The following is a 25,031-nucleotide window of genomic DNA, read 5'->3' on the forward strand; positions in this document are numbered from 1 at the left end:
CCGGAACGAATTGTTGCTGCGGCGCATTTGCCCAGACTCAGCCCAAGGAAGTGCGATGGACAGCGCCGACATCGTCTATGTCGAAGACCAGACCCCCGGCATCACCCGGCGCAAGATGCGCCACGGCTGGGGCTATTTCGATGCCGAGGGAAACCGCATCACCGATCGCGACGCAATCGACCGGCTGAACGCCATCGGCCTGCCGCCAGCCTATGAGAATGCCTGGTTCTGCCCGGATCCGAACGGCCATATCCAGGCGACCGGCTATGACGTGAAGGGCCGCAAGCAATATCGCTACCACAACGGCTTCCGCGAGGCCCAGGAAGCGGCGAAATACGACCGCTGCGCCAATTTCGGCGAACGCCTGCCGCGCCTGCGCCGCAAGGTGGAAGCCGATCTGCGGCTGCGCGGGCTGTGCAAGGACAAAGCCGTCGCCGCCGTGATCCGGCTGCTCGACCTCGGCTCGATCCGCGTCGGCAACGAGGCCTATGCGCAGGAGAACAAGAGCTTCGGCGCCACCACGCTGCGCAAGCGCCACGTGAAGGTGCAGGGCGGCGCGCTCAAGCTCCAGTTCCGGGCCAAGTCCGGCAAGCTGCGGGTGATGACCGTGTCGGACAAGTCGCTCAGCCGCTTCGTCAAGCGCTGCCAGGACCTGCCCGGCCAGAACCTGTTCCGCTGGATCGACGATGCCGGCGAAGCGCACCCGGTCACTTCCAGCGACGTCAACGCCTATATCCGCGAGGCGATGGACGCGCCGTTCAGCGCCAAGCATTTCCGCACCTGGGGCGCGAGCGTGATCGCCTATCGCACGCTGGCGCAGTCCAGGGAGTATGTGGGCCTCAAGACCCTGCTGGAACCCGTGACCGAGGCGCTGGGCAACACCCCCGCCATTGCCCGCAAATCCTATGTCCATCCGCGGCTGATCGAGCTGGCGCGCGACAAGCCGGCGCAGGCGCTGTTCCGCGCCGGGTTGCGCCTGCCCCGCACGACACAGTACCTCGACCGCTACGAACGCGGCCTGATCGTCTTTCTGGAGACCGATCCGGCCGAACAGCCAGCCAAGGCAGCCTGACGAGACCCGATGCTGATCACCGCCCGCACCAAGCCCACCCATTTCGAAACCCAGCTCAAGACCTTTGTCGGCGATACGCCGGAGTGGATCGCCGATCACTGGCTGAGCATCCTGGTCGCCACCGGGATCGCGGTGGGAATCGTGTTGCTGCTCCACACGCTGCGCTCCTGGGGCATGCGGCTGTGCCGCAACAGCGACGGTGTCGATACGAACTGGTACACGATCTTCGGCCGCACGATCGCGCGCACCAACAACTTCTTCATCGTGATGACGGCGACCCGGCTGGTGGTGAACTACGCCCAGACGCCGCCGCTGCTCGACAAGACGATCACCTTCCTGTTCACCATCGCGGCGACGTTCCAGGTCGCGATCTGGATCCGCGAAGTGATCTTCGGCCTGATCGAACATCGTACGCGCGGGGACAAGCCCAGCGAGAGCCTGGCGAGCGCGGTCGGCATCATCCGGCTGCTCATCTCGATCGCGCTGTTCGCGATTGCGCTGGTGACGGTGCTCGGCAATCTCGGCGTCAACGTGACCGGCCTGATCGCCGGCCTCGGCGTCGGCGGCATCGCCATCGGTCTGGCGGCGCAGGGCATCTTCGGGGATCTGATCGCGGCGCTGTCGATCCTGTTCGACCGCCCCTTCCGCGTCGGTGACAACATCAAGTTCGACCAGACCAGCGGCACGGTGGAGGGCATCGGCCTCAAATCCACCCGCGTCCGCTCGTTCGACGGCGAGCTGCATGTCATCTCGAACCGGCAGCTGCTCGACAAGGAGCTGCAGAACCTCACCGATCGCACGCGCATTCGCCTGCCGTTCAAGATCGGCGTGGCGTACGAGACGCCGCCCGAGAAGCTCGAACGGCTGCCGGAAATCTTCAAGGAAATCGTCGAAGCCAATGGGGCGACGGCGGTGCGCAACGGCTTTTCCGGCTTCGGCGCGAGCTCGATCGACTATGAGCTGATCGCCGAGGTCCACACCGGCAGCTGGGACGTGGGCCATCCCACCCGGGATCGCATCCTGATCGGCATCGTCCGCAAGCTGGCGGAAGAGGGCATCGCGATTCCCTACCCCACGCAGACGACCTTCACCGCCGCCCCCGACGGCAGGATCATCATGCCCTATCCGGACGTCCAGCCGGTGGTGCGGATGGACAAGGAAGACGGCGAGCGCTGAGCCCCACGCCCGGCGCAGGGATGCGGCGGGCGGGGCTTCTGTGCGGATGCGACGATGCCGGAGCCCATGCCCCGGCCCGACGCAGTGTACCTCGCCGCGCAAGCATGGCATGGCACCCGGCCATGATCGCCGCCATCGCCACCCTGCTCCTCTGCCAGCTACTCGGCGAGGGACTCCACCTGCTCACCGGCCTGCCGCTGCCCGGCGCCGTGATCGGCATGTTCCTGCTGCTCGGCTGGCTGCTGCTCCGCCCGGGCGAGCGGCCGACGCTGGTGCAGGTCTCGGCGTGGCTGACCGCGCATCTCTCGGTGATGTTCGTGCCCGCGGCGGTGGGCCTGATCGAGCAGGGGCCGGTTCTCGCGAAGAACGGTGTCGCGATCGTCGTCGCCACGCTCGCCTCGACGGTGCTGACCACGGCGGTGACCGCGCTCGTCTTCCGCTGGGCCCTGAACCGGCAGGAGCGCGACGCATGAACACGCTATGGTCCACACTCCAGGCGACGCCTCTGCTCTGGCTTGCGGCCACGCTGCTGGTGTTCGAGGGCGCCGATCGCCTGTCGAAGCGCAGCAACCGCCATCCGCTCTGCCATCCGGTGCTGACCGCCACGCCGGTGCTGATCGCGGTGCTGCTGGCGACGCGGACGCCCTACCCGGTCTATGCGCAGAACACCGCGATGCTCAGCTTCCTGCTCGGCCCGGCGACGGTGGGCCTGGCGCTGCCGCTATGGCGCAACCGCGCGCTGGTCCGCCGCGCGGCCGGCCCCCTGCTGCTCGCGCTGTTCGCCGGATCGCTGACGGCGATCGTCAGCGTCACCGGCATCGTCTGGGCGTTCGGCGGCAGCGCGCAGATCCTCGCCACCGTCGCCCCGCGCGCGGTGACGACGCCCGTGGCGATGGCGCTGGCGCAGCAGCTCGGCGGCATCCCGGCGCTGGCGGCGGTGGTGGTGCTGATCGCCGGCGTGTTCGGCGCGATGATCGTCACGCCGCTGCTCAACGCGCTGCGGATCGAGGATTATCGCGTGAGAGGCTTCGCGGCGGGCCTTTCCGCCCATGGCATCGGCATGGCCCGCGCCTTCCAGGTCTCCGAGCTGGGCGGTACCTTCGCCGGCATCGGCATGGCGCTCAACGCCGCGATGACCGCGCTGCTGCTCACGCTGTGGGCGGTGCTGTAGGCAGACTACTCGTCCGTCACATCCTGCTTGGTGCCGTAGAGCCGCACCGGGCGGCCGGCCTCGCACTCCACGTCCGCCGTCAGCCGCATGCGCCGCAGCGCGCCGTCGCGGCGGCGGATCGTCACGTCGATGGTGAAGCTGCTCGCCTCGACGATTGCCCGGCTGCGCACTGTCTCCAGCAGGGCTGCCGACTCCGGCGTGTACATCCCCACCGCCTCGTCGCGCGTTACCGCGACACCGCAAGGAAAGCCGAACAGATCATACACCCCCGGCGACCAGCGCAGCGCGTTGGTTTCAAGGTCACATTCCCAGGCGGCCGGCAGCGGGGTTAGCGCATCGTCGCTGTGCAGCCCTTGGCCAAAAAGAGGCAGGATAGGCATGATGCTCCCTTAGCAGGATGCGTGTTAACGCAGCATTGCCTGTCGCCCTGCAACTCCCGGGGTGACGCGCGCGCAACACCCCGCTAAGGGGTCCGCCCATGACCCAGATCACGCCCGAGATCGTGGCCGAACACGGCCTGTCGCCCGAAGAATATGACCGCGTCCTGAAGGCGCTCGGTCGCGAGCCCAACCTGACCGAACTCGGCATCTTCTCGGTGATGTGGTCCGAGCATTGCAGCTACAAGTCCAGCCGCATCCACCTGAAGAAGCTGCCGACCACCGGCCCGCAGGTCATCTGCGGCCCCGGCGAGAATGCCGGCGTCGTCGATATCGGCGACGGCCAGGCGGCGATCTTCAAGATGGAGAGCCACAACCACCCGTCGTATATCGAGCCCTATCAGGGTGCTGCGACCGGCGTCGGCGGCATCCTGCGCGACGTGTTCACCATGGGCGCGCGCCCGATCGCCAACATGAATGCGCTGCGCTTCGGCCGGCCCGACCATCCCAAGATGAAGCACCTGATCGCCGGCGTCGTCCACGGCATCGGCGGCTATGGCAATTGCGTCGGCGTGCCGACGGTGGGCGGCGAGGTGAACTTCCACCCGGCCTATGACGGCAACATCCTGGTCAACGCGATGACCGTCGGCATCGCCGATACCGACAAGATCTTCTACTCGGCAGCATCCGGCGTCGGCAATTCGATCGTCTATGTCGGCTCCAAGACCGGCCGCGACGGCATCCACGGCGCCACCATGGCCTCGGCCGATTTCGGCGAGGATTCGGAAGAGAAGCGCCCCACCGTCCAGGTCGGCGATCCCTTCACCGAGAAGCTGCTGATCGAGGCCTGCCTCGAGCTGATGGCCTCGGACGCGATCGTCGCGATCCAGGACATGGGCGCCGCCGGCCTCACCTCCTCGAGCGTCGAGATGGCGTCCAAGGGCGGCGTCGGCATCGAGCTGATCATGGACGACGTGCCCCAGCGCGAAACCGGCATGACGCCGTACGAGATGATGCTCTCCGAGTCCCAGGAGCGCATGCTGATGGTGCTCAAGCCCGGCCGCGAGGATTTCGCCGAGGCGATCTTCCGCAAGTGGGAGCTCGATTTCGCAGTGATCGGCCATGTGACGGACACCGGCCGCATGGTGCTCAAGTGGAAGGGCGATGTCGTGTGCGACATCCCGCTCGCCCCGCTGGCCGACGACGCGCCGCTCTACGATCGCCCGCACGTCCCCACGCCCAAGCAGCCCGAGCTGCAGAACGTGCCCGAATGCACCGATCCCGCCGCCGATCTCGTCAAGCTGATGGGTTCGCCGGACATCGCCAGCCGCCGCTGGATCTGGGAGCAATATGACCACATGGTCGGCGGCGACACCGTGCAGCGCCCCGGCGGCGACGCCGCGGTCGTCCGCGTCCACGGCACCGACAAGGGCCTGGCGATCACCACCGATTGCACCCCGCGCTATTGCTTCGCGGACCCGGTCGAAGGCGGCAAGCAGGCGATCGCGGAAGCGTGGCGCAACCTCTCCGCAGTGGGCGCGACCCCGCTGGCGGTGACCAACTGCCTCAACTTCGCCAACCCGCAGCGCCCCGAGATCATGGGCCAGATCGTCGGCGCGCTCGAAGGCATGAGCGAGGCGTGCCGCGCGCTCGACTTCCCGATCGTCTCGGGCAATGTCAGCCTCTACAACGAGAGCAAAGCCACCGGCGGCGGCTCGGCGATCCTGCCGACCCCGGCGATCGGCGCGATCGGCCTGCTCAAGGACTGGCAGAAGAACTGCACCATCGCCTTCAAGGGCACCGGCGACGTGATCATCGCGGTCGGCGAGCGCGGCGGCCATCTCGGCCAGTCGATCTGGCTGCGCGAGATCTGCGGCCGCGAGGAAGGCCCGCCCCCGCCCGTCGACCTGATGATGGAGCGCCGCACCGGCGCGTTCATCCGCTCGGCGATCACCGGCGGCGCGATCACCGCCTGCCATGACGTGTCGGACGGCGGCCTCGCTGTCGCCGTCGCCGAAATGGCGCTGGCATCGAACATCGGCGCGATCCTCGACCAGCCCCAGCCCTTTGGTGTCGCCGGCAGCTGGTTCGGCGAGGACCAGGGCCTGTACGTGGTGACGGTGAAGGACGAGGCGCTGGCCGACTTCCTGGTCGCCGCCGACAAGGCCGGCCTCGCCGCCGATCCGATCGGCCGCACCATCGCCAACCGCATCATCTTCGAGCTGGAGGAAGGCGACTTCTGCGTCAGCCTCGACGATCTGCGCACCGCGCACGAAGGCTTCTTCCCGGCGCTGATGGGCACCGCCGACGCCAACTGATCGGCCGCCGGGCCGCACCGGCCCGGCCCCGACCACGACGAACCGGCAGCGCTGCACCGGCCGAACGGCAGCGCCGATGATGGCCCCGGTATTCCTTGCAAGGGAATACCGGGGCCATGCCGGATCACCCCTGCACGCCTGCCGCGATCGTCTCGCGCCACGGCGTGGTCGGCCGGCCGATCAACCCGGACAGCGTGCGCGAATCGTCGAACAGCGCGCCCTCGCCCGCGCGGGCGTCGCTATCCGCCAGGATCGCCGCGAACGGAGCAGGCAGCCCGGCACCTTCCAGCGCCTTGGCATATTCGGCCTCCGGCATATCCTGGTACGCGACCGGCTTGCCCGCAGCCTCGGCCAGCGCCGCTGCCAGCTCGGCGTGGGTGAAGCCGGTGTCGCCCGCGAGTTCGAACGTGCCCGCCGCGCCGCGCGTCAGCACCACTGCGGCCGCCTCGGCATAATCGGCGCGCGCTGCGCTCGACACCACGCCCGCGCCCGCGCTGCCGATCAGCACGCCGTGCGCGATCGCCGGGCCCGCACTCATCAGATAATTCTCGGTGTACCAACCGTTGCGCAGCAGCGCGGCCGGGATGCCGCTTGCCGCCAGCAGGTCCTCGGTCGCCTTGTGCTCGACGGCCAGCTGCATCGGCGAGCGGTCGGCACGCAGGATGCTGCTATAGGCGATCAGCGCCACGCCGGCCTGCCCGGCCGCGTCGATCACTGCCTTGTGCTGGGGTACCCGGCTGCCGACGGCATTGCCCGAGATCAGCAGCAGCCGCGTCACGCCGGCAAGGCCGGGCGCCAGCGTCTCGGGCGCATCATAGTCGAACGCGCGGACCACGACGCCCTTGGCGGCGAAATCCGCCACGCTTTCAGGGTTGCGGACCAGCGCGACGATCTCGCCGGGCGTCACCTTGGCCAGCAGCGATTCGACAACGAGGCGGCCAAGCTGGCCCGAGGCTCCGGTAACGGCGTACATAAGGATTTTCCTTGTCTGCGGTGGATTGACGACAGGGATCTAGCGACCCACTTACGAATCGTAAGTACGCACACCAAGGTAAGTATCAAAAATGTCCGGAGCCCCACCCCGCACCCTCGCCGCGATGATGGACCGCGGCGACGTGTTCGCATCCGACTGCCCATCGCGCACGGTGCTCAAGCGCATCACCAGCAGCTGGGGTCTGCTCGTGCTCGTCGCGCTGCGCGACGGCACCCGCCGGTTCAGCGAACTGCGCCGCCGGGTGAACGGCGTCAGCGAGCGGATGCTGGCCCAGACGCTCCAGCAGCTGGAAACACATCGGCTGGTGGAGCGCCGGAGCTTTCCCGTGGTGCCGCCGCACGTGGAATACAGCCTCACGCCGCTGGGCCAGGACGCGGCGGCGAAGGTCGAGGATCTGGTGGAATGGATCCAGGCGAATCTGGGTGCGCTGATGCCTTCGTCGCTGGAAGCTGCTGCCTGACCCCCGGCAGGCGGCGGCATGCGGCGCCGTGCAGCGGGGGCGCGCGCCGTGACCGGCCCCTCCCCGCGCGGACGCGCTCAATCGTACTTCGTCACCAGCCAGCCCCACACGCCCCATGCCAGCAGCGCCCAAACCCCGAGCACGATGGCGATCCCGCCCCAGCTCACCGGCCGGTCACTCGCCGCCTCGGCGTGCGCGCGATGCTCGGCGAACTGCTCGGCAGGAATCAGCCGCTCGAACAGCCACACGCCGAGCGGGATCAGGATGGCGTCGTCCACCAGGCCGAGCACGGGGATGAAATCAGGGATCAGGTCGATCGGCGACAGCGCATAGGCCGCGACCAGAAGGCCGACGATCCGCGCCGCCAGCGGCGTACGCGGATCGCGGATGGCGAGCCATACGGCATGCGCCTCGGTGCGGACGCGGTGTGCGAGCGATGGACCCATGGCCCTGGATCGCGCAGCCGCGCCGCCCGGTCAATCGCGCTTGCGCGCGAAGCTGGTCAATCTCGGCTCAACGCTCGGCGGTGGTTTCCACCTTCGCGTGGCTGCCGGTCTCGTCCGACTTGATCTTGCCGCCGAACAGCATCTTCACCTTGCCGGTGATCGACATGTCGGTTTCCCACAGCTCGGCATCGTCGATGTCGACGCGGAGCAGCGCGAGGTTCGGGTCCTGCTTGCCGCCCGGAAACCAGGCTTCCACCTGGCTGTTCCACAGCTTGTCGATCATGGCGAAATCGTTGTCGACGCGCGCGGTGCCGGAGAGGCAGGCGAAGAAATCATGCCCCTTCGATACGAACTGCAGCATCGCCGGGCCGCCCTTGGCCATGCGGTTGTCCTTGCCGACGAAGAAGAAGATCGTGTCGACCTGATCCTCGTCGAGCTGCGCGGTCAGCGGCTCGCTGTGCTGCCCGTCCTGCAGGCCGGCCATCATATAGGGGCTGTCCGCCAGCTTGGACCAGAAATGCTTCTTCAGTTCGACCGTGTCGGCCATGATCGTCTCCCGGAGTTGGATGTACCCGGGTAACGTGCAGGTCCGCTCAGGCGTTCCGGATCGCCGCCGCCGCGCCGATCAGCTCGAGGTCGCTGCGATTGACCAGCGCTACCGGTGTTTCGGAAAGTTGGCGGCGGAATGCGGTGCGCGCCTCCATGCGGCGGCGGAAGCCGGGCTCCTTCAGCTGCGGCTCCAGCGCACGGGCGATGGCGCCGGTAAGGTACACGCCGTCCCACGCATCGAAGGTGAGCGCCAGATCGCCGACGAACGCGCCGAGATGATCGACGAACATGCGCACCACTGCCGCGGCGATCGGGTCGCGGCCGGTATTGCGCGTCACGTCCTCCGGCGCCGGCAGGCGCTTGCCGCCCGACAGCGCCTCATAGGCGAGCAGCAGCCCGTTGGCGCTGAGCAGCGTCTCCACCTCGACCAGCCCGCCCCGCGCCCTGCAGAAGGTCGCGAACCGCTCCTCGTCGCCGCTCTGTGGCGCGAAGCCGATATGCCCTGCCTCGCTCTGCACCGGCACATGCCGCCCGTCGGCACTGATCAGCGCGGCGACGCCGAGCCCCGTTCCGACGCCGATCACCGCATAATTGCCGCCCGGCGAGATCGGCCGCGAGGTCGCGCCGGGCAGCGCGGTAAACGCTGTCGTCGGCAGCCGGGTGAGCGCGAGGGCATTGGCCGCGCACTCGTTCAGCGCGATGGGCTTTCGGCGCAGCACCGCCTCCACGCCAGCGAGCGAGATATACCAGCGGCTGCCGGTAAGGTTGATCAGGTCGCCGCGCACCGCTCCTGCGACGGCGAGTACGCTCGGCAGCCGCGCATCGCGCAGGCCGACGCTGGCAAGATATGCCACCAATGCACTGGTGAAGGTCTGATGGTCGCTGTTGGAAAAGCGCTTGATGTCGCGCGGCTCCGCACCTTCGGCGCCGCCGGCCAGTCCGAAGCGAACCGATTGCCGGCCTATATCGGCAACCAGCGCAACGCCTTCTTCCATCAGATCCTCGCTCTCCCCGCAGCTTCTTGTCGAAGCTCGCGCAGGCGGTATCGCTAACAATGGTTACCGGAGCAACAACTAAGCGCAGTTTATTGCCGCTGAGACCCTATATTTTTCAGGCGGTTCGTGGGTCCATGCCGAACCGGTTCGCGCCGATTGCGGGCGACCAGTAGAGCGCGACCGCCAGGATTGCGAGCGCGACATGGCCCGCAGTGGGCAGCAGGGGCACGCCCGGATACAGGCCGATCGCGACCTGGGTGCGGTCCAGGTCGCCGGCCACGCCGATCAGCGCGAGCAGCAGCCCCGGGATCGCCGGCAGCCCGACATCGTGCAGCCGCCGCACGATCAGCCCGATCAGCGGCACGAACAGCGCCAGCGCCAGCGCCTCTTCCACCGCCACGCGGCGCCAGAACAGGGTGACGTTGAGCGGGGTCGGCGGATGGAAGAAGTGGAAGCCGAGGAACAGCAGCACCTCGCCGATCGCGATCAGGATCAGCGCGCTGGTCAGTTCGCTGCGGGTCGAGCGGCCGCGGAACACGAAACTCTGGCCGATGGCACGAAGGCCGGTGCGCAGCGACACCCCGTCGCTATAGCTGGCTGCTGTCATGGCGGGAGGGTGCAGCGGCCTGCACCCTCCGGTCAACCCCTTAGAGAGTCTCGAAAAGACCCGCAGCGCCCATGCCGCCACCGATGCACATGGTGACGACGACATATTTGGCGCCGCGGCGCTTGCCTTCGATCAGCGCATGGCCGGTCATCCGCGCGCCCGACATGCCGTACGGGTGACCGATCGAGATCGCGCCGCCGTTGACGTTGAGCAGCTCATTGGGAATGCCGAGCTTGTCGCGGCAATAGAGCACCTGCACCGCGAATGCCTCGTTGAGCTCCCACAGGCCGATATCGTCCATCTTCAGGTTGAAGCGCTCGAGCAGCTTGGGGATGGCGTAGACCGGGCCGATGCCCATTTCGTCGGGCTTGGTGCCCGCCACCGCCATGCCGATGTAGCGGCCGAGCGGGGTAAGGCCGCGCTGCTCCGCCAGCTTCTCCTCCATCAGCACCGCCGCCGAGGAACCGTCGGACAGCTGGCTCGCATTGCCGGCGGTGACGGTGCCGTTCGGCAGCACCGTCTGGAGCGCCTGCAGGCCTTCCAGCGTGGTTTCGGGGCGGTTGCCCTCGTCCTTGGCGAGGGTGATTTCCTTCTGGGAGACTTCCTTGGTCTCCTTGTTGACGACGTTCATCGTCGCGGTGACCGAGACGATCTCGTCGTCGAACTTGCCGGCGGCCTGCGCGGCGGCGGTGCGCTGCTGCGACTGGAAGGCATAGGCGTCGCACGCATCGCGGCCGATGCCGTAGCGCGCGGCGACCACTTCGGCGGTCTGGAGCATCGGCATATAGGTGTCGTTATGCAGCGCGATCAGCTCGCGATCGGGCTCGACGCGCATCTGCGGGGTCTGGACGAGGCTGATCGATTCCACGCCGCCGCCCAGCGTGATGTCCATATTGTCGACGACGATCTGCTTGGCGGCGGTGGCGATTGCCATCAGGCCCGAGGCGCACTGGCGATCGATCGACATGCCCGGCACTTCCACCGGCAGGCCCGCGCGCATCAGCGCGAGGCGGGCGATGTTGGGCGCCTGGCTGCCCTGCTGGAGCGCGGCGCCGAACACCACGTCGTCGACCTGGCCCGGCTCGATGCCCGCCCGCTCGACCGCGGCGCGGATCGCGTGCGCGCCCAGCGTCGGCGCCGGCGTGGCGTTGAACGCCCCGCGATAGGCCCGGCCGATGCCCGTACGGGCGGTGGAAACGATGACTGCGGAGCGCATTTGCTTCTTTCCTCCAAGGCGTCACCCCAGCGAAAGCTGGGGTCTCTTTCAGTATTCCCCTCGACGAGATGCCAGCGTGCGCTGGCATGACGGCCGAGCCTAGACATATACCAGCGCGATCCACTCGGCGATCACCGCCGGCTTTTCCTCGCCTTCGATCTCGAGCCGATATTCCTGCACCTGCTCCCAGACGCCGGGCTGCCGCTCGACGAACTTCTTGAGGGTGAACCGCCCGCGCACCCGCTTGCCCGAGCGGACCGGCGTGAGGAACCGGACCTTGTTCCCCCCATAGTTTACGCCCATCCGCCCGCCTGCGATGGCCGGCGCATCGGTGCGCGCGGCCAGCATCGGCATCAGCGAGAGCGAGAGGAAGCCATGCGCGATCGTGCCGCCGAACGGCGTCTCGGCCGCGCGCACCGGATCGACATGGATGAACTGGTGATCGCCCGTCGCTTCCGCGAACTGGTCGATCATCGCCTGGGTGACCTCCACCCAGTCCGAGACATGCTCGACGCCGACCCGTTCGGCCATCTCCTGCGGGGTGACGGACGCTGCCAAGACTATCCTCTCGCGTAATTATCTTTCATAGGCTCGCCATATCTAAGGGGGCCACCGGCCTCCCTGCAAGCTTTAGCCGACCGGAAACTGGAAAATGCCGACTGCCGTACCGTCACACCACCGCGAAATGATGGCCAAACTGCACCGCGCGGCCGAACCCGATGTTCTAAAACCGCTTCTGGAACGGGCGCGACTCACCCCCGATTCGCGCGAACGGGTGATGGATCATGCCCTCGCGCTGCTGGCGGACCTGCGGGCGGCACAGAATCGCGGCTGGGTGAACCAGTTCCTGCAGGAGTACCGGCTGAACTCGTCCGAGGGCGTCGCCCTGCTCAGCCTGGCCGAGGCGTTCCTGCGCGTGCCCGATCCCGAGACCGCCGACCTGCTGATCGCCGACAAGCTCGGCGATGCCGACTGGAAGGCGCATTCGGGCAAGTCGAACTCGGTGCTGGTCAACTCGGCGACCTGGGGCCTGATGCTCGGCCGCGCGCTGGTCGGCGACGAGAAGACCGGGGCGCTGCGCCGTCTTATCTCGCGCGCCGGCGAGCCGTTCGTCCGCCAGGCAGTGGGCGCCGCGATGAAGCGGATGGGCGAAGTGTTCGTGATGGGCCGCACCATCGACGAAGCCTCGAAGCGCATGAAGAAGCCCGAGAACAAGGGCTTCACCGCCAGCTTCGACATGCTGGGCGAGGCGGCGCGGACCAAGGCCGATGCCGAGCGCTATTTCCAGGCCTATTTCGAGGCGATCCGCGCGGTCGGCCGCGATCCCAAGGCGGGCCATTCGATCTCGGTGAAGCTCTCCGCGCTCCACCCCCGCTACGAAGTCGCGCAATATGACCGCTGCGTGCCCGAGCTCACCGACATGCTGGCGCAGCTCGCCTCGGAATCGGCGGCGCAGGGCATCCCGCTCACCGTCGACGCCGAGGAGAGCGAGCGGCTGGAAATGAGCCTCGACATCATCGGCTCGGTAGCGCGCCGGCCCGAACTGCGCGGCTGGAACGGCTTCGGCATGGCGGTGCAGGCGTACGGCAAGCGCGCCCGCGCGGTGATCGGCTGGGCCGACGATCTCGGCCGGCCGATGCACGTCCGGCTGGTCAAGGGCGCCTATTGGGACAGCGAGATCAAGCGCACCCAGGTGGAAGGCCTGTCCGACTACCCCCTGTTCACCCGCAAGGCGGCGACCGACGTGTCCTACCTCGCCTGCGCGCGCGACATGCTCGCGGCGAAGAACATCGTGCCGGCCTTTGCCAGCCATAACGCGCTGACCGTCGCCACCATCCTCGACTGGGCCGGCGATGCCCGCGACTTCGAGTTCCAGCGCCTGCACGGCATGGGCGAAGGGCTGTACGAGCGGCTGGTGAACGAACAGGGCCATCACTGCCGCATCTACGCGCCGGTCGGCGGCCACCGTGACCTGCTGGCGTACCTCGTCCGCCGCCTGCTGGAGAATGGCGCGAACTCGAGCTTCGTCCACCAGCTCGCCGACGAGCAGCTCAGCGAAGCCGAACTGCTCGCCGATCCGGTCGAGAAGATCGCGGCGGTGGGCGGCACCCGCCACCCGAGCATCCCGCTGCCGGTCGAATTGTTCGGCGCATGGAAGAATTCGGGCGGGATCGATCTCGCCGAACGCACGATCCTTGCGGATACCGCGATGGCGATCGCGGCAAAGCCCCTGCCCGCCGCCGGTGCGACCGCACCGGTCGACGTGCGCGCGGCCATCGATCGCGCCTCGGCCGCCTTCCCCGGCTGGGCCGCCACCCCGCTCGCCACCCGCGCCGCGATCCTCGAACGCCTCGCCGATCTGCTCGAGGAGAACCGCGTCGAGCTGATGGCGCTGGCGGTGAAGGAAGCCTTCAAGACGATCCCCGACGCGCTCGGCGAAGTGCGCGAGGCAGCCGATTTCTGCCGCTACTACGCGCTCCAGGCCCGCACCGGGCTCGCCCCGATCACCCTTCCCGGGCCGACGGGCGAGCGCAACGAGCTGCGCATGGAAGGCCGCGGCGTCTGGGCGACGATCGCGCCGTGGAACTTCCCGCTGGCGATCTTCCTCGGCCAGACCGCGGCCGCGCTGGTTGCCGGTAACGCCGTCGTCGCCAAGCCCGCCCCACAGACGCCCGAGATCGCCCGCGCCGCCGTGCGCCTCGCCCATCAGGCCGGCGTGCCGGAGGATGCGCTGGTGCTGGTGACCGGCGGACCCGAAGTGGGCGCCGCGCTCACGTCCGATCCGCGCATCGCCGGCGTCGCCTTCACCGGCTCCACCCCCACCGCCAAGAAGATCGCCGCCGCGCTGCTCGAAGGCGAGGACCGCCCGCTGGTACCGCTGATCGCCGAAACCGGCGGCATCAACGCGATGATCGTCGATTCGACCGCGCTGCCCGAACAGGTGGTGGCCGACGTGCTGACCTCGGCGTTCCGCTCGGCCGGCCAGCGCTGCTCGGCGCTGCGCCTGCTGCTGCTCCAGGAGGAGATCGCCGAGGGCGTGATCGAGATGCTGCGCGGCGCGATGGAGCTGCTGATCCTTGGCGATCCGGCGGACCCGCGCACCGATGTCGGCCCGGTGATCGACCAGGCCGCCTATGACAAGCTGATGGCCTATCGTGACAGCGTCAAGGCGCAGTGGATCAAGACCGTGCCGGTGCCCGCCACCGGCCTGTTCGTGCCGCCGACGATGATCCGCATCGATCGCCCCGAGGATCTGTCCCGCGAATGGTTCGGCCCGATCCTCCACGTCGCCACCTGGAAGGCGGGCACGCTCGCCGAGACGGTGGCGCGGGTCAACGCCAAGGGCTTCGGCCTGACGATGGGCCTGCACAGCCGCATCGCCCGCTCGGCCGAGCTGGTCGAGGCGGAGGCGCGGGTGGGCAATCTGTATATCAACCGCTCGATGATCGGCGCGGTGGTGGGCTCGCAGCCGTTCGGCGGCGAGGGCCTGTCGGGCACCGGGCCCAAGGCCGGCGGACCGCACTATCTGCACCGCTTCTGCGCGGAGCGGGCGGTGTCGGTGGATACCACCAGCGCCGGCGGCAATGCGACGCTGCTCAGCCTGGACGAAGGCGGGATGTGAGGGCGCGGCCTCCATCCTCCTGCGACGGGAGGATGGAGGCGGAGCGTTTCAAGCACCGATCGTCATTCCCGCGAAGGCGGGAATCCATCAGCCTGCACACTCGCAGATGGAGCGGAAATGGCGACCCCAATCGATCCCCGCCTTCGCGGGGATGACGTTGTCGGTTGGTGATGATGGTGGGATGCCCCTTCTCACACGGAAAAGGGGCGGCAGGTCACCCGCCGTGCGTGGCCATCCACTGCTCGACGACCGGCGCGATGCGGTTGCGCCACTTCGATCCGTTGAAGATGCCGTAATGGCCGACACCCTCGGCGAGATGGTACTGCTTGAACGCTTCCGGCAGTTCGGTCGCGATGGTCAGCGCGGCCTTGGTCTGGCCGATGCCCGAGATGTCGTCGCGCTCCCCTTCGATCGCGAGGATGCCGATATCCTTGATCGCAGCCGGATCGACCCGGCGGCCACGATGCAGCATCTCGCCCTTGGGCAGCGCATGCGTCTGGAACACCACGTCGATCGTCTGGAGGTAGAATTCGGCGGTCATGTCGCAGACCGAGCGATACTCCTCGTAGAACTTCATCGTCGCATCGGCGCTCTCGTCATCCCCCTGGACGAGATGCTTGAACATCTCCCAATGCGAGATGAGGTGGTTGCCGAGGTTCATCGTCATGAAGCCGGCGAGTTGGAGGAAGCCCGGATATACGCGACGCCCCGAACCCGAATAGGTGCGCGGCACGGTGGCGATCACATTGTTCTCGAACCAGCTGAACGGCCGTTCCGTCGCCAGCGTGTTGACCGCGGTCGGCGCCTCGCGCGTGTCGATCGGGCCGCCCATCATGGTGAGCGTCGCCGGACGGTTCGGATGCTGGTCCGCGCTCATCACCGCGGCGGCGGCGTAGCAGGGCACCGAGGGCTGGCACACCGCCAGCATGTGCGGGCGGGCAGTACCTTCGGCGCCGATATGCGCCAGGAAGTCGATGATGTAATCGACATAATCGTCGAGGTCGAAGCGGCCCTCGCTGGTCGGCACCAGCTTCGCGTCGCGCCAGTCGGTGATGTACACGTCCGCCACCGGCAGCATCCGCTGCACCGTGCCGCGCAGCAGCGTGGCATAATGGCCGGACATCGGCGCGACGATCAGCAGCTTCGGCCCGCCTTCGACACCCTGGCGCACGAAGCGCTTGAGCTGGCCGAACGGCTTGCGCAGCACGATTTCCTCGCGCACCGCCACCTGGCGGCCGTCGATCTCGGTGAAATCGAGCCCGAAATCGGGCTTGCCGCGCGGCGCGGAGGCGTGCGCGAACACTTCCAGCGCCGAGGCCATCACCGGACCGCCGCCGAAATAGGCGAAGGGGTTGGCAGGATTGTTGAGCAAGCCCGCACCGAAATTGGCCAGAGCACTCGCCCCGGCCAGCATAGAACGTTGGAATTCGTAAGCGTCGTACAGCATAAAATTCCTTCCCCGTGCCCCGATCCCTGCAGCGGGGGTTGTCTTACCACTCATATAGACGGGGGCGTTGTGCGCCGCAACGTCGCAGCTATACGGAACAGAGACATCCGGAGGTAGTTCCCCTGCCCCGCGAACCGCGCTACGCGCGTTGCCATGGCCGACACGACCCCGCCGCCGGCGCCGCGCCGCAAGCTCAGCAGCCTGCTCGTCATCTGGCAGTTCACCCGCCGCTATCCACTGCAGATCGTCATCGCGTCCATCGCGCTGGTCACGTCGTCGCTGGCGACGCTGTGGATACCGCGGACGTTCCAGAAGATCGTCGACAACGGCTTCGCCAAGGGCGTCGATACCAGCCGGATCGGCGTCTATTTCGAAGGCCTGCTGGCGGTCATCCTCGTGCTGTCGGTCGCGACGGCGATCCGGTTCTTCTTCATTTCCTGGGTGGCGGAGCGGACGGTGGCGGACCTGCGCATCGCCGTGCACCGCAACCTGCTGCGCCTGCCGCCGAAATGGTTCGAGGAAAACCGCCCCTCGGAGATCGCCTCGCGACTCACCTCGGATACCGCGCTGGTCGAGCAGGTGGTGGGCTCGACCGTCTCGATCGCGCTGCGCAATCTGCTGACCGGCATCGGCGGCGTCATCTACCTGTTCGTGCTGGCGCCCAAGATCGCCGCCTATCTGATCGTGGGGATGCCGCTCACCGTGCTGCCGATCGTCTGGCTGGGCGGGCGCGTGCGGCAATATTCGCGCAACAGCCAGGACCGCGTCGCGGATATCGGCGCGATCGCCTCGGAGACGCTGGGTGCGATGCGAATCGTCCAGGCCTTCGGGCAGGAACGGCGCGAGGGCCAGCGCTTCCGGGACGCGGTGGTCCGCAGCTTCGCCGCCGCGCAGAAGCGCTTCGCCCTGCGCGCGGTGATGACGGCGCTGGTGATCGGCCTGCTCTTCACCGCAATCACGCTGATCATGTGGGATGCGGTGTCCGGCGTCGCCGCCGGGCAGATCAGCGGCGGCGCGATCACCGCCTTCGTGATCACCGCCGGCCTCGTCACCGGGTCGTTCGGCGCGCTGACGGAGGTGTACGGCGACCTGCTGCGCGCCTCGGGCGCCGCCAGCCGCCTTGCCGAGCTGCTCCAGCAGGAGCCCGACATCGCAGCACCCGCCAACCCGGTAGCGCTGCCCAGCCCCGCCGAAGGCGCAATCGCGTTCGATGCCGTCACCTTCCGCTATCCGACGCGCCCGGAAGTATCCGCGCTGCAGGACTTCTCGCTGTTCGTGGCGCCCGGCGAGACGGTTGCCGTGGTCGGCCCCTCGGGTGCCGGCAAGTCGACGCTCTTCCAGTTGCTCCAGCGCTTCTATGATCCCGAGGCGGGAGAGATCCGCATCGACGGCGTCGCCATCCCCCGGGCCGATCCGGCGGAGGTCCGCGCCCGCATGGCGATGGTGCCGCAGGAAACGGTGATCTTCGGCGCCAGCGCCCGCGACAATCTGCGCTACGGCGCCTGGGAGGCGAGCGACGACGCGATCTGGGCCGCGGCCGAGGCCGCCAACGCCGCCGAATTCCTGCGCGCGCTGCCGGAGGGGCTCGACACCTTTCTCGGCGAAGGCGGCGCACGCCTTTCGGGCGGGCAGCGCCAGCGGCTCGCCATCGCGCGCGCACTGCTCCGCGACGCGCCGATCCTGCTGCTCGACGAAGCGACCAGCGCGCTCGACGCCGAGAGCGAGAAGCTGGTGCAGGATGCGCTCGAGCATCTGATGCAGGGTCGCACCACGCTGGTGATCGCCCACCGCCTCGCCACCGTCCGCGCGGCCGAGCGGATCATCGTGATGGAAGCGGGCAGGATCGTCGAAACGGGGACGCATGCCGAGCTGGTCGCCAAGGGCGGCCTCTATGCCCGGCTGGCGGCGCTGCAGTTCAGCGAAAGCGCCTGATCGCGTCTGTCCTCCCACCGCGTGGGACGGGAGGAAAGACTCAGGCGGCCAGCGCCTTTCGCGCCGCGATCCATTCGACGAATGCACCCGGCTCCAGCGGCCGGGCGAACCAATAGCCCTGCGCCTCCTCGCACCCCATGCCGGCGAGGAGGGTGGCGGCGGCCTCGGTTTCCACGCCTTCCACCACCACACGGCGGCCGAGCTTGTGGATCAGGCCGACCATGGTCTCCACCAGCACATAATCGGCGCCCCAGGCCCCGCTCAGCTCCCGCACAAAGGCCTGGTCGATCTTCACCACATGCGCAGGCACCTGCTGCAGATAGGCGAGGCTGCTGTGGCCGGTGCCGAAATCGTCGATCGCCAGCGCGATGCCCGCGGCGGAAAGCTCGCGGAGCATCGCCAGCGCCTTTTCCGGCTGCGCCATCATCGCGCTTTCGGTAAGCTCGATCTCCAGCTGCTCGGCGCGGAGCTGCCGCGCCAGCAGCGCCAGCTGGATGCGCTGGATGAGATCGGTCTCCATCAGATTGGCAGCGGAGATGTTGATCGACAGCGTCAGGTTCAGCCCCGCGGGCTGCCAGGCGGCAAGCTGATCGAGCGCATGCTCCAGCACCCATTGGGTGACAGGGCGCGCCAGCGCCGTCTGCTCGATGATCGGAATGAATTCGGCGGGCGACACCTCGCCCAGCGCCGGGTGCCGCCAGCGCAGCAGCGTTTCCGCACCGACGCAGCGCCCCGAGCCCAGATCGACGCGCGGCTGGTACACGAGCCGCAGCTGGTCGCCCGCTTCGAGCGCCGCGCCGAAATCCTGCAGCAGGTCGTAGCGCCGCCGCATCTCGCTGTCGCGCGCAGGGGAATAGACGGCGATCGCCCCGTCGTTGCGTCGTGCATCCTGGGCCGCGCTTGCCGCGCCGCGCAGCACGTCCTCCGGCGACACCTCGCCCAGCCGGAACGGGCGGAGGCCAATCGCCACGCTCGTCACGAAGCGCGCGCTGGAGGTCGCGCGAATCGCCGCAAAGCCCTGTTCGAGCACATCGACATAGGCCTGCACGTCGATGTCGGGCGGCGAGAAGAAGGCGAACTGGGTGGTGCCGACATGATAGGCGGTGCGGTCCGCGCCGAGCGCGCCCTGGATCGCGCGCGATGCCTCGCGGACCATCTCGTCCAGCCGGCCGGCGCCCACCACGCCGACGATCTTCGCGATCTGGTCGTCCCGCGCCAGATCGGCGACCACGGCAATGCGGGACTGGCCCGGATGATCGCGGGCCAGATCGGCGAGGTCGTCGCGGAACTGCGCGCGCGTCGGCAGGCCGCTGATCGGGTCGATGCGGCCGAAGGCGTGCTGCAGTTCGATCTGCGCCATCACCATCGCGGCGAGATCGCCCAAGGCCGCCAGTTCGTCCGCGGTTGCGACGCGGGGCTCGGTACCCAGCACACACAGCGCGCCCAGGCCATAGCCGTCGCTGGTGACCAGCGGTGCCCCCGCGTAGAAGCGGGTACCGTTGTGGGCGAGCAGGCTGTCGGCATAGCAAGGATGGGTAGCGAAGTCCTCGATCACCACCACGCCGCGCAGTTCCGCCACTTCCGCACAGGGCGCCTTTTCGCGCGGGATGCTGCAATGATCGATGCCGACGCGCGACTTGAACCATTGCCGATCCCTGTCGGTCAGCGAGACCGCTGCGACCGGCAGGCCGAAAATCTGTGCCGCCATGCGGGTAATGCGATCGAAATGCGCGCTCGGGGGCGTGTCAAGCAGCTTGAGCTGATGCAGCGCGTCCAGCCGCGCGGCTTCGCGATAATTCTGCACAATCGTTCCCTTTCGCCCATCATTATAGCGGCGAAGGGTTACGATTTCGTCCGACCTCAGAATGTTAAGGTCAGCCCTCGGTCATGCTCCTGGCTACGGCCTCGGCAACCTTGATGCCGTCGATCGCGGCGGAAAGGATGCCGCCGGCATAGCCCGCGCCCTCGCCCGCCGGGAACAGCCGGGGCGTGTTGAGGCTCTGCAGATCCGCCCCGCGGGTGATCCGCAGCGGCGAGGAGGTGCGCGTCTCCACGCCGGTCATCACCGCCTCGGGGTGATCGTAGCGGGCGATCTGGCGGCCGAACACCGGCAGCGCCTCGCGAAACGCCTCGATCACGAAGTCCGGCAGGCAGGCCGACAGGTCGGTGGGCGTCACGCCCGGCTTGTAGCTCGGCACCACCTGCCCCAGCGCGGTCGAGGGTCGCCCGGCAAGCAGGTCGCCGACGAGCTGGGCCGGCGCGTTGTAGTTGGAGCCTCCGGCGATATAGGCCGCATCCTCCCATTTGCGCTGGAGGTCGAGCCCGGCGAGCGGCCCGTCCGGATAGTCCCGCGCCGGATCGATCGCCACGACCAGCCCCGAATTGGCGTTGAACTCGGCGCGCGAATATTGGCTCATGCCGTTCGTGACCACACGGCCCTCCTCGGAGGTCGCCGCCACCACGCGGCCGCCCGGGCACATGCAGAAGCTGTAGACGGTGCGGCCATTGGCGCAGTGGTGCGACAGCGCATAGGCCGCCGCGCCCAGGTCCGGATGCTTGGCGCAGTTGCCGAAGCGTGCCTGGTCGATCCAGCTTTGCGGATGTTCGATCCGCACGCCGATCGAAAAGGGCTTGGCCTCCAGATGCACGCCCATGCGATGCAGCATCTCGAAGGTCGGCCGCGCGCTGTGACCGACCGCGAGCACGACATGGTCGGCCTCGAGGAAGCTGCCGTCGTGGAGGTGCAGGCCGCGCATCTTGCGCTCGCCATCGAGCTCGATCGCATCGACGCGGGTCTGCCAGCGATATTCGCCGCCCAGTTCCTCGATGGTGCGGCGCATGCTCTCCACCATGGTGACGAGCCGGAAGGTGCCGATATGCGGATGCGCCTGCCACAATATGTCGTCGGGCGCGCCGGCCTTGACGAACTCCTCCAGCACCTTGCGGCCCAGGAAGCGCGGATCCTTCACCCGGCAATAGAGCTTGCCGTCGGAGAAGGTCCCCGCCCCGCCCTCGCCGAACTGCACGTTTGAATCCGGGTTGAGCTCGGAGCGGCGCCACAGGCCCCAGGTATCCTTGGTCCGCTCGCGCACGATCTTGCCGCGATCGAGGATGATCGGGCGGAAGCCCATCTGCGCGAGGATCAGCCCGGCGAACAGCCCGCACGGCCCCGCGCCGATCACCACCGGGCGCAGGCCGTTCCAGCCCTCGGGCGCATGGACCGGCGGGCGGTAGGCCATGTCGGGCGTCGCCCGCACGTCCTTGTCGCCGGCGAACCGCGCCAGCACCTCCGCCTTGTCCGCCAGATCGACATCGACAGTATAGACCAGCAGGATCGCGCTCCGCCGCCGGGCGTCGTTGCCGCGCTTGAACACGGTGAAGCCGCGCACGTCCGCCGGTGCCACGCCCAGCCGCGCCGCGATCGCAGGCGCGAGCGCATCGGCGGGATGGTCGAGGGGCAGGGAAAGTCCGGACAGGCGCAGCATCGAAACTCGGGTTCCAGCAGATTGGGGGGGGCAAAGATGCCCCCTTATACTAGGCTGCGTCGATGGAAACCCGTAACCCCGCCCGTCATCCCGGCGAAAGCCGGGATCCATTGGGGTCTCCATCTCGGCATTATCTGCGGCCGAGCGGCGAATGGATCCGGCTTTCGCCGGGATGACGACGTGGAGAGCGAGTCCCGCGCAACGCGAAGCGGTATTAGCGTCAGCCCGTCACACGGCAAACCGGGATTGGTGCGGAGGGTCAGGCGCGCGCCAGCGAGTCGCGCAGCGCCTGCGCCTCGCGGTTGAGGGTTGCCAGCCGCTCGAGCGTCAGGTCGGTCTTCTCCAGCACCGCCTCGCCCAGGCAGCCGCATTCCTCGCGGATCGTGCGACCCTGGTCGGTGAGGAACACCTGCACCTGCCGCTCGTCCTCGGGGTTGCGCTTGCGGGCGAGCATGCCGGCCGCCTCCAGCCGCTTCACCAGCGGCGTGATCGTGCTCGATTCGAGCGCCAGCCGCTCGCCGATTGCGCCCACCGTGCGGCCGTCCTTCTCCCACAGCGCGTGGAGCACCAGATATTGCGGATAGGTGATCCCCAGCCGATCGAGGATCGGCTTGTAGACGCGCGTGATCGCCATGCTCGCGCTGTAGAGCGAAAAGCAGAGCTGGCCGTCGAGCGGAAGCGGGGCAGGCATGGGCAGAAACTCCTCTCCGCCGGACTGCGGCGGGACAAATCTTATATCGCGATAACGAATCCACTGGACAAGGGGCGCAGCCTCGCCTATCTACTATTTATCGCGATAACGATTATCGCAGCACTGAAAGGAGACACCCGATGTGGGTCGATGTGAAGTACACCACCAAGGCAACTGCAACCGGCGGCCGCGACGGCAGCGCACGTTCGGAGGACGGCGTGCTGGCAGTGAAGCTGTCGACGCCGAAGGAACTGGGCGGCGCCGGCGGCGACGGCACCAATCCGGAGCAGCTGTTCGCGGCGGGCTATTCGGCGTGCTTCATCGGCGCGCTCAAGGCGGTCGGCGCCGGCATGAAGATCAAGGTCCCGGCCGATGTGACGGTCACCGCGACGGTGGGCATCGGCCCGCGTTCGGAAGGCGGCTTCGGCATCACCGCCGATCTGCTGGTCGACCTGCCCGGCATGGACCGCGAGGAAGCGCAGAAGCTGGTCGACGCCGCACACCAGGTCTGCCCCTACTCGAACGCCACCCGCGGCAATGTGAATGTCGGCCTGACCCTGGCCTGACGCTCGCACGCCCTCTCCCTTCGGGGAGAGGGCCGTACGCTTATACGCGCATGTCCAGCAGCGAACCCATCATCTGGTCGTCGGCCTTGATCACCGACAGGTTCGCGCGGAACGAGAACAGCGCCTTGCGCTGCTCGACATCCTCGCTCGCGAAATCGACGTCGGGCGCCTCGATGTTCCCGTCCTCGTCGGCATCCTGCGATTCCGGATCGTAGCGCGGCCCCGTGCCCGGCACCGCCGGCACCGGCTTGGCATTGACGCCACCCGAGGCGGCCGCCGCCTGGTACAGCGCGATCGGCTGATAGGCATGGTTGACCGTCTTGCCGATCGCGGTCGCCGCCGTGACCGCCTTTGCGGTCTCGCCGGTCGTATTGACGTTGGCGACGTTCTGCGCGCTGACATTGATGCGCGCGACGCTGGCCTGAACCCCCGTAAGGGCGATGTTGGTGGCGATCATGGCGCTACTCCGATGCGCCAGTGTCGCAGCCGGGTGTAAACGAGTGGTTGCGGAACATGCTTAACCGCGCACCAAGCAAGGAAAGGGCCGCGCCGGCGTTGTGACAGGCGCGGCCCTTTCAGTGGATCACTTGCGGATGAACGCCAGCAGATCGGGGTTCAGCACCTCGGCATGCGTGGTCAGCATGCCGTGCGGGAAGCCCTTGTAGACCTTCAGCTCGCCCTTCTTGACCAGCTTCACCGCCAGCATCGCGGAATCGGCGATCGGCACGATCTGGTCGTCGTCGCCGTGCAGGAACAGCACCGGCACCTGGATCTTCTTCAGATCGTCGGTCTGGTCGGTTTCCGAGAACGCCTTGATGCAGTCATACTGCGCCTTGGCGCCGCCGATCATGCCCTCGCGCCACCAATTCTGGATCACGCCCGGCGAGACCTTCGCGCCCGGCCGGTTGAAGCCGTAGAACGGCCCGCTCGGCACATCGAGATAGAATTGCGCGCGGTTGGCGGCGAGCGCCGCGCGGAAGCCGTCGAACACTTCGATCGGCAGGCCGCCGGGGTTGTTCGCGGTCTTGAGCATCAGCGGCGGGATCGCGCCGACCAGTACCGCCTTGGCGACCCGACCCGGCTTCGACCGCGCGACATAGGCCGCAACCTCGCCGCCGCCGGTCGAATGGCCGATGTGCACGGCATTCTTCAGGTCCAGCGCCTCGGCCAGCTCGAGCACGTCCGACGCATAGGTCGCCATGTCGTTGCCGGCATCGGTCTGGGTCGAGCGACCATGGCCACGGCGGTCGTGCGCGATCACCCGGTAGCCCTTGGCCAGGAAATACAGCATCTGCGCGTCCCAGTCGTCCGCGCTCAGCGGCCAGCCATGGTGGAACACGATCGGCTGGGCGGTCTTGGGGCCCCAGTCCTTGTAGAAAATCGACGTGCCGTCCTTGAGCGTGAGCGTCGCGCCGCCCGCAGCTCCATGCGCGGCCTGGTCCTGCGGCATCGCCTGCGCCGCCGGCGCCAATGCCGCCACGGCGCCCATCGCCAGCGCGCCCTCGAGCATTTCCCGGCGCGTCACGCCCAGCATCTGTTCGAACCCGTTCATCCCCGCACTCCTCCAGATCCATGCCAATTCGAAAGGCGCGGCGCGCCCGATTGGTCAGGGCCGGTCATCGCAGGTTCGATACGGCGGCAACATCGAACGCTGGTATAGGGAGGCGTTTCCTAAGCATGGGGTGGCGCTGCGAAGATGCAGCCGGGCGAGACGCCCCCACGCACGTTGTTCTGATTTGCGATCCAGCCGCTTGCCAGGGGTTTCTACTATAAATGCGGCATGCAGGATCGCCATTTTCCACATCACGCGACGGTCTCCGCCCCGGACGCCGTTTTCCCCCAACCAACCGTCCGTCCGCCGCGGCATCGCAGCGCCGGTAACGCGCCACGGCACCGGCGCGCAATCG

The 25,031-nt window shown here is 67.9% G+C and carries 23 protein-coding genes; 9 read left to right on the top strand and 14 right to left on the bottom strand.

Annotation, left to right across the window (positions count from 1 at the left end; genetic code table 11):
• Positions 1 to 55: 55 nt before the first annotated feature.
• The 4 genes from SPI01S_RS05080 (at position 56) to SPI01S_RS05095 (ending at position 3,419) form a co-directional block, all read left to right on the top strand.
• Positions 56 to 1,072: a DNA topoisomerase IB gene (locus SPI01S_RS05080; RefSeq protein ID WP_066719145.1), complete on the top strand. Its 1,017-nt coding sequence runs from the start codon at positions 56 to 58 to the stop codon at positions 1,070 to 1,072.
• A gap of 9 nt (positions 1,073 to 1,081) precedes the next feature.
• Positions 1,082 to 2,248, top strand: coding sequence for a mechanosensitive ion channel family protein (locus SPI01S_RS05085; protein WP_066719148.1), 1,167 nt, complete (start codon positions 1,082 to 1,084; stop codon positions 2,246 to 2,248).
• Between the two features lie 122 nt (positions 2,249 to 2,370).
• Entirely contained in the window at positions 2,371 to 2,721 is a 351-nt protein-coding gene (locus SPI01S_RS05090; RefSeq protein WP_066719156.1) for a CidA/LrgA family protein, read from the top strand.
• Positions 2,718 to 3,419 (top strand): LrgB family protein, encoded by a 702-nt coding sequence (locus tag SPI01S_RS05095; protein ID WP_066719159.1) that lies wholly within the window; start codon positions 2,718 to 2,720, stop codon positions 3,417 to 3,419. The genes SPI01S_RS05090 and SPI01S_RS05095 overlap by 4 nt, the downstream gene beginning before the upstream one ends.
• 5 nt (positions 3,420 to 3,424) lie before the next feature.
• Here the strand turns inward: SPI01S_RS05095 and SPI01S_RS05100 are convergent, their stop codons facing one another.
• Positions 3,425 to 3,799: a PAS domain-containing protein gene (locus SPI01S_RS05100; RefSeq protein WP_066719163.1), complete on the bottom strand. Its 375-nt coding sequence runs from the start codon at positions 3,797 to 3,799 to the stop codon at positions 3,425 to 3,427.
• A 98-nt stretch (positions 3,800 to 3,897) separates the two neighbouring features.
• Here SPI01S_RS05100 and purL point away from each other — a divergent pair, with 98 nt between their 5' ends.
• Positions 3,898 to 6,114 carry a phosphoribosylformylglycinamidine synthase subunit PurL gene (gene purL, locus SPI01S_RS05105; RefSeq protein WP_066719167.1) on the top strand — a complete coding sequence of 739 codons (2,217 nt, stop codon included), beginning with the start codon at positions 3,898 to 3,900 and terminating at the stop codon, positions 6,112 to 6,114.
• Positions 6,115 to 6,238: 124 nt separating this feature from the next.
• Here the strand turns inward: purL and SPI01S_RS05110 are convergent, their stop codons facing one another.
• Positions 6,239 to 7,087, bottom strand: a complete 849-nt coding sequence (locus SPI01S_RS05110) for an NAD(P)H-binding protein (RefSeq protein ID WP_066719169.1) — start codon at positions 7,085 to 7,087, stop codon at positions 6,239 to 6,241.
• A 91-nt stretch (positions 7,088 to 7,178) separates the two neighbouring features.
• Here SPI01S_RS05110 and SPI01S_RS05115 point away from each other — a divergent pair, with 91 nt between their 5' ends.
• Entirely contained in the window at positions 7,179 to 7,568 is a 390-nt protein-coding gene (locus tag SPI01S_RS05115; protein WP_066719172.1) for a winged helix-turn-helix transcriptional regulator, read from the top strand.
• 77 nt (positions 7,569 to 7,645) lie between these two features.
• Here the strand turns inward: SPI01S_RS05115 and SPI01S_RS05120 are convergent, their stop codons facing one another.
• From SPI01S_RS05120 to SPI01S_RS05145, 6 genes are all read right to left on the bottom strand, one after another.
• Positions 7,646 to 8,014 (bottom strand): YkvA family protein, encoded by a 369-nt coding sequence (locus SPI01S_RS05120; protein WP_066719175.1) that lies wholly within the window; start codon positions 8,012 to 8,014, stop codon positions 7,646 to 7,648.
• Between the two features lie 67 nt (positions 8,015 to 8,081).
• Complete coding sequence (locus SPI01S_RS05125; protein ID WP_066719177.1) at positions 8,082 to 8,561, bottom strand: pyridoxamine 5'-phosphate oxidase family protein; 480 nt, start codon at positions 8,559 to 8,561, stop codon at positions 8,082 to 8,084.
• 46 nt (positions 8,562 to 8,607) lie between these two features.
• Positions 8,608 to 9,558 carry a glucokinase gene (locus tag SPI01S_RS05130; RefSeq protein WP_066719181.1) on the bottom strand — a complete coding sequence of 317 codons (951 nt, stop codon included), beginning with the start codon at positions 9,556 to 9,558 and terminating at the stop codon, positions 8,608 to 8,610.
• Positions 9,559 to 9,673: 115 nt separating this feature from the next.
• Complete coding sequence (locus tag SPI01S_RS05135; protein ID WP_066719184.1) at positions 9,674 to 10,165, bottom strand: DUF805 domain-containing protein; 492 nt, start codon at positions 10,163 to 10,165, stop codon at positions 9,674 to 9,676.
• A gap of 40 nt (positions 10,166 to 10,205) precedes the next feature.
• Complete coding sequence (locus SPI01S_RS05140; RefSeq protein WP_066719195.1) at positions 10,206 to 11,381, bottom strand: acetyl-CoA C-acyltransferase; 1,176 nt, start codon at positions 11,379 to 11,381, stop codon at positions 10,206 to 10,208.
• 99 nt (positions 11,382 to 11,480) lie between these two features.
• Positions 11,481 to 11,939, bottom strand: a complete 459-nt coding sequence (locus SPI01S_RS05145) for a MaoC family dehydratase (protein WP_373278304.1) — start codon at positions 11,937 to 11,939, stop codon at positions 11,481 to 11,483.
• A gap of 130 nt (positions 11,940 to 12,069) precedes the next feature.
• Between SPI01S_RS05145 and SPI01S_RS05150 the strand changes: the two genes are divergently transcribed.
• Positions 12,070 to 15,003, top strand: a complete 2,934-nt coding sequence (locus SPI01S_RS05150) for an L-glutamate gamma-semialdehyde dehydrogenase (protein ID WP_084253276.1) — start codon at positions 12,070 to 12,072, stop codon at positions 15,001 to 15,003.
• A 214-nt stretch (positions 15,004 to 15,217) separates the two neighbouring features.
• Here SPI01S_RS05150 and SPI01S_RS05155 read toward each other — a convergent pair whose 3' ends face one another.
• Positions 15,218 to 16,450: a polyhydroxyalkanoate depolymerase gene (locus SPI01S_RS05155; RefSeq protein ID WP_066719203.1), complete on the bottom strand. Its 1,233-nt coding sequence runs from the start codon at positions 16,448 to 16,450 to the stop codon at positions 15,218 to 15,220.
• Positions 16,451 to 16,603: 153 nt separating this feature from the next.
• Here SPI01S_RS05155 and SPI01S_RS05160 point away from each other — a divergent pair, with 153 nt between their 5' ends.
• Positions 16,604 to 18,382: an ABC transporter transmembrane domain-containing protein gene (locus tag SPI01S_RS05160; protein ID WP_066719206.1), complete on the top strand. Its 1,779-nt coding sequence runs from the start codon at positions 16,604 to 16,606 to the stop codon at positions 18,380 to 18,382.
• 40 nt (positions 18,383 to 18,422) lie between these two features.
• On the opposite strand, the gene SPI01S_RS05165 is transcribed toward SPI01S_RS05160, so the two are convergent.
• From SPI01S_RS05165 to SPI01S_RS05175, 3 genes are all read right to left on the bottom strand, one after another.
• Positions 18,423 to 20,186 (bottom strand): putative bifunctional diguanylate cyclase/phosphodiesterase, encoded by a 1,764-nt coding sequence (locus SPI01S_RS05165; protein ID WP_066719208.1) that lies wholly within the window; start codon positions 20,184 to 20,186, stop codon positions 18,423 to 18,425.
• Between the two features lie 70 nt (positions 20,187 to 20,256).
• Positions 20,257 to 21,867: an NAD(P)/FAD-dependent oxidoreductase gene (locus SPI01S_RS05170; protein WP_066719210.1), complete on the bottom strand. Its 1,611-nt coding sequence runs from the start codon at positions 21,865 to 21,867 to the stop codon at positions 20,257 to 20,259.
• 259 nt (positions 21,868 to 22,126) lie between these two features.
• Positions 22,127 to 22,558 carry a MarR family winged helix-turn-helix transcriptional regulator gene (locus tag SPI01S_RS05175; protein WP_066719221.1) on the bottom strand — a complete coding sequence of 144 codons (432 nt, stop codon included), beginning with the start codon at positions 22,556 to 22,558 and terminating at the stop codon, positions 22,127 to 22,129.
• 140 nt (positions 22,559 to 22,698) lie between these two features.
• Between SPI01S_RS05175 and SPI01S_RS05180 the strand changes: the two genes are divergently transcribed.
• Positions 22,699 to 23,124 carry an organic hydroperoxide resistance protein gene (locus tag SPI01S_RS05180; protein WP_066719224.1) on the top strand — a complete coding sequence of 142 codons (426 nt, stop codon included), beginning with the start codon at positions 22,699 to 22,701 and terminating at the stop codon, positions 23,122 to 23,124.
• Between the two features lie 40 nt (positions 23,125 to 23,164).
• Here the strand turns inward: SPI01S_RS05180 and SPI01S_RS05185 are convergent, their stop codons facing one another.
• Entirely contained in the window at positions 23,165 to 23,581 is a 417-nt protein-coding gene (locus tag SPI01S_RS05185) for a flagellar basal body rod protein FlgC (RefSeq protein ID WP_066719227.1), read from the bottom strand.
• A gap of 126 nt (positions 23,582 to 23,707) precedes the next feature.
• On the bottom strand, positions 23,708 to 24,574 hold the full coding sequence (locus SPI01S_RS05190) for an alpha/beta fold hydrolase (protein ID WP_066719338.1): 867 nt from the start codon (positions 24,572 to 24,574) through the stop codon (positions 23,708 to 23,710).
• Positions 24,575 to 25,031 lie beyond the last annotated feature (457 nt).

Source organism: Sphingomonas pituitosa NBRC 102491 (genome assembly GCF_001598435.1).
Taxonomy (GTDB): Bacteria; Pseudomonadota; Alphaproteobacteria; order Sphingomonadales; family Sphingomonadaceae; genus Sphingomonas; species Sphingomonas pituitosa.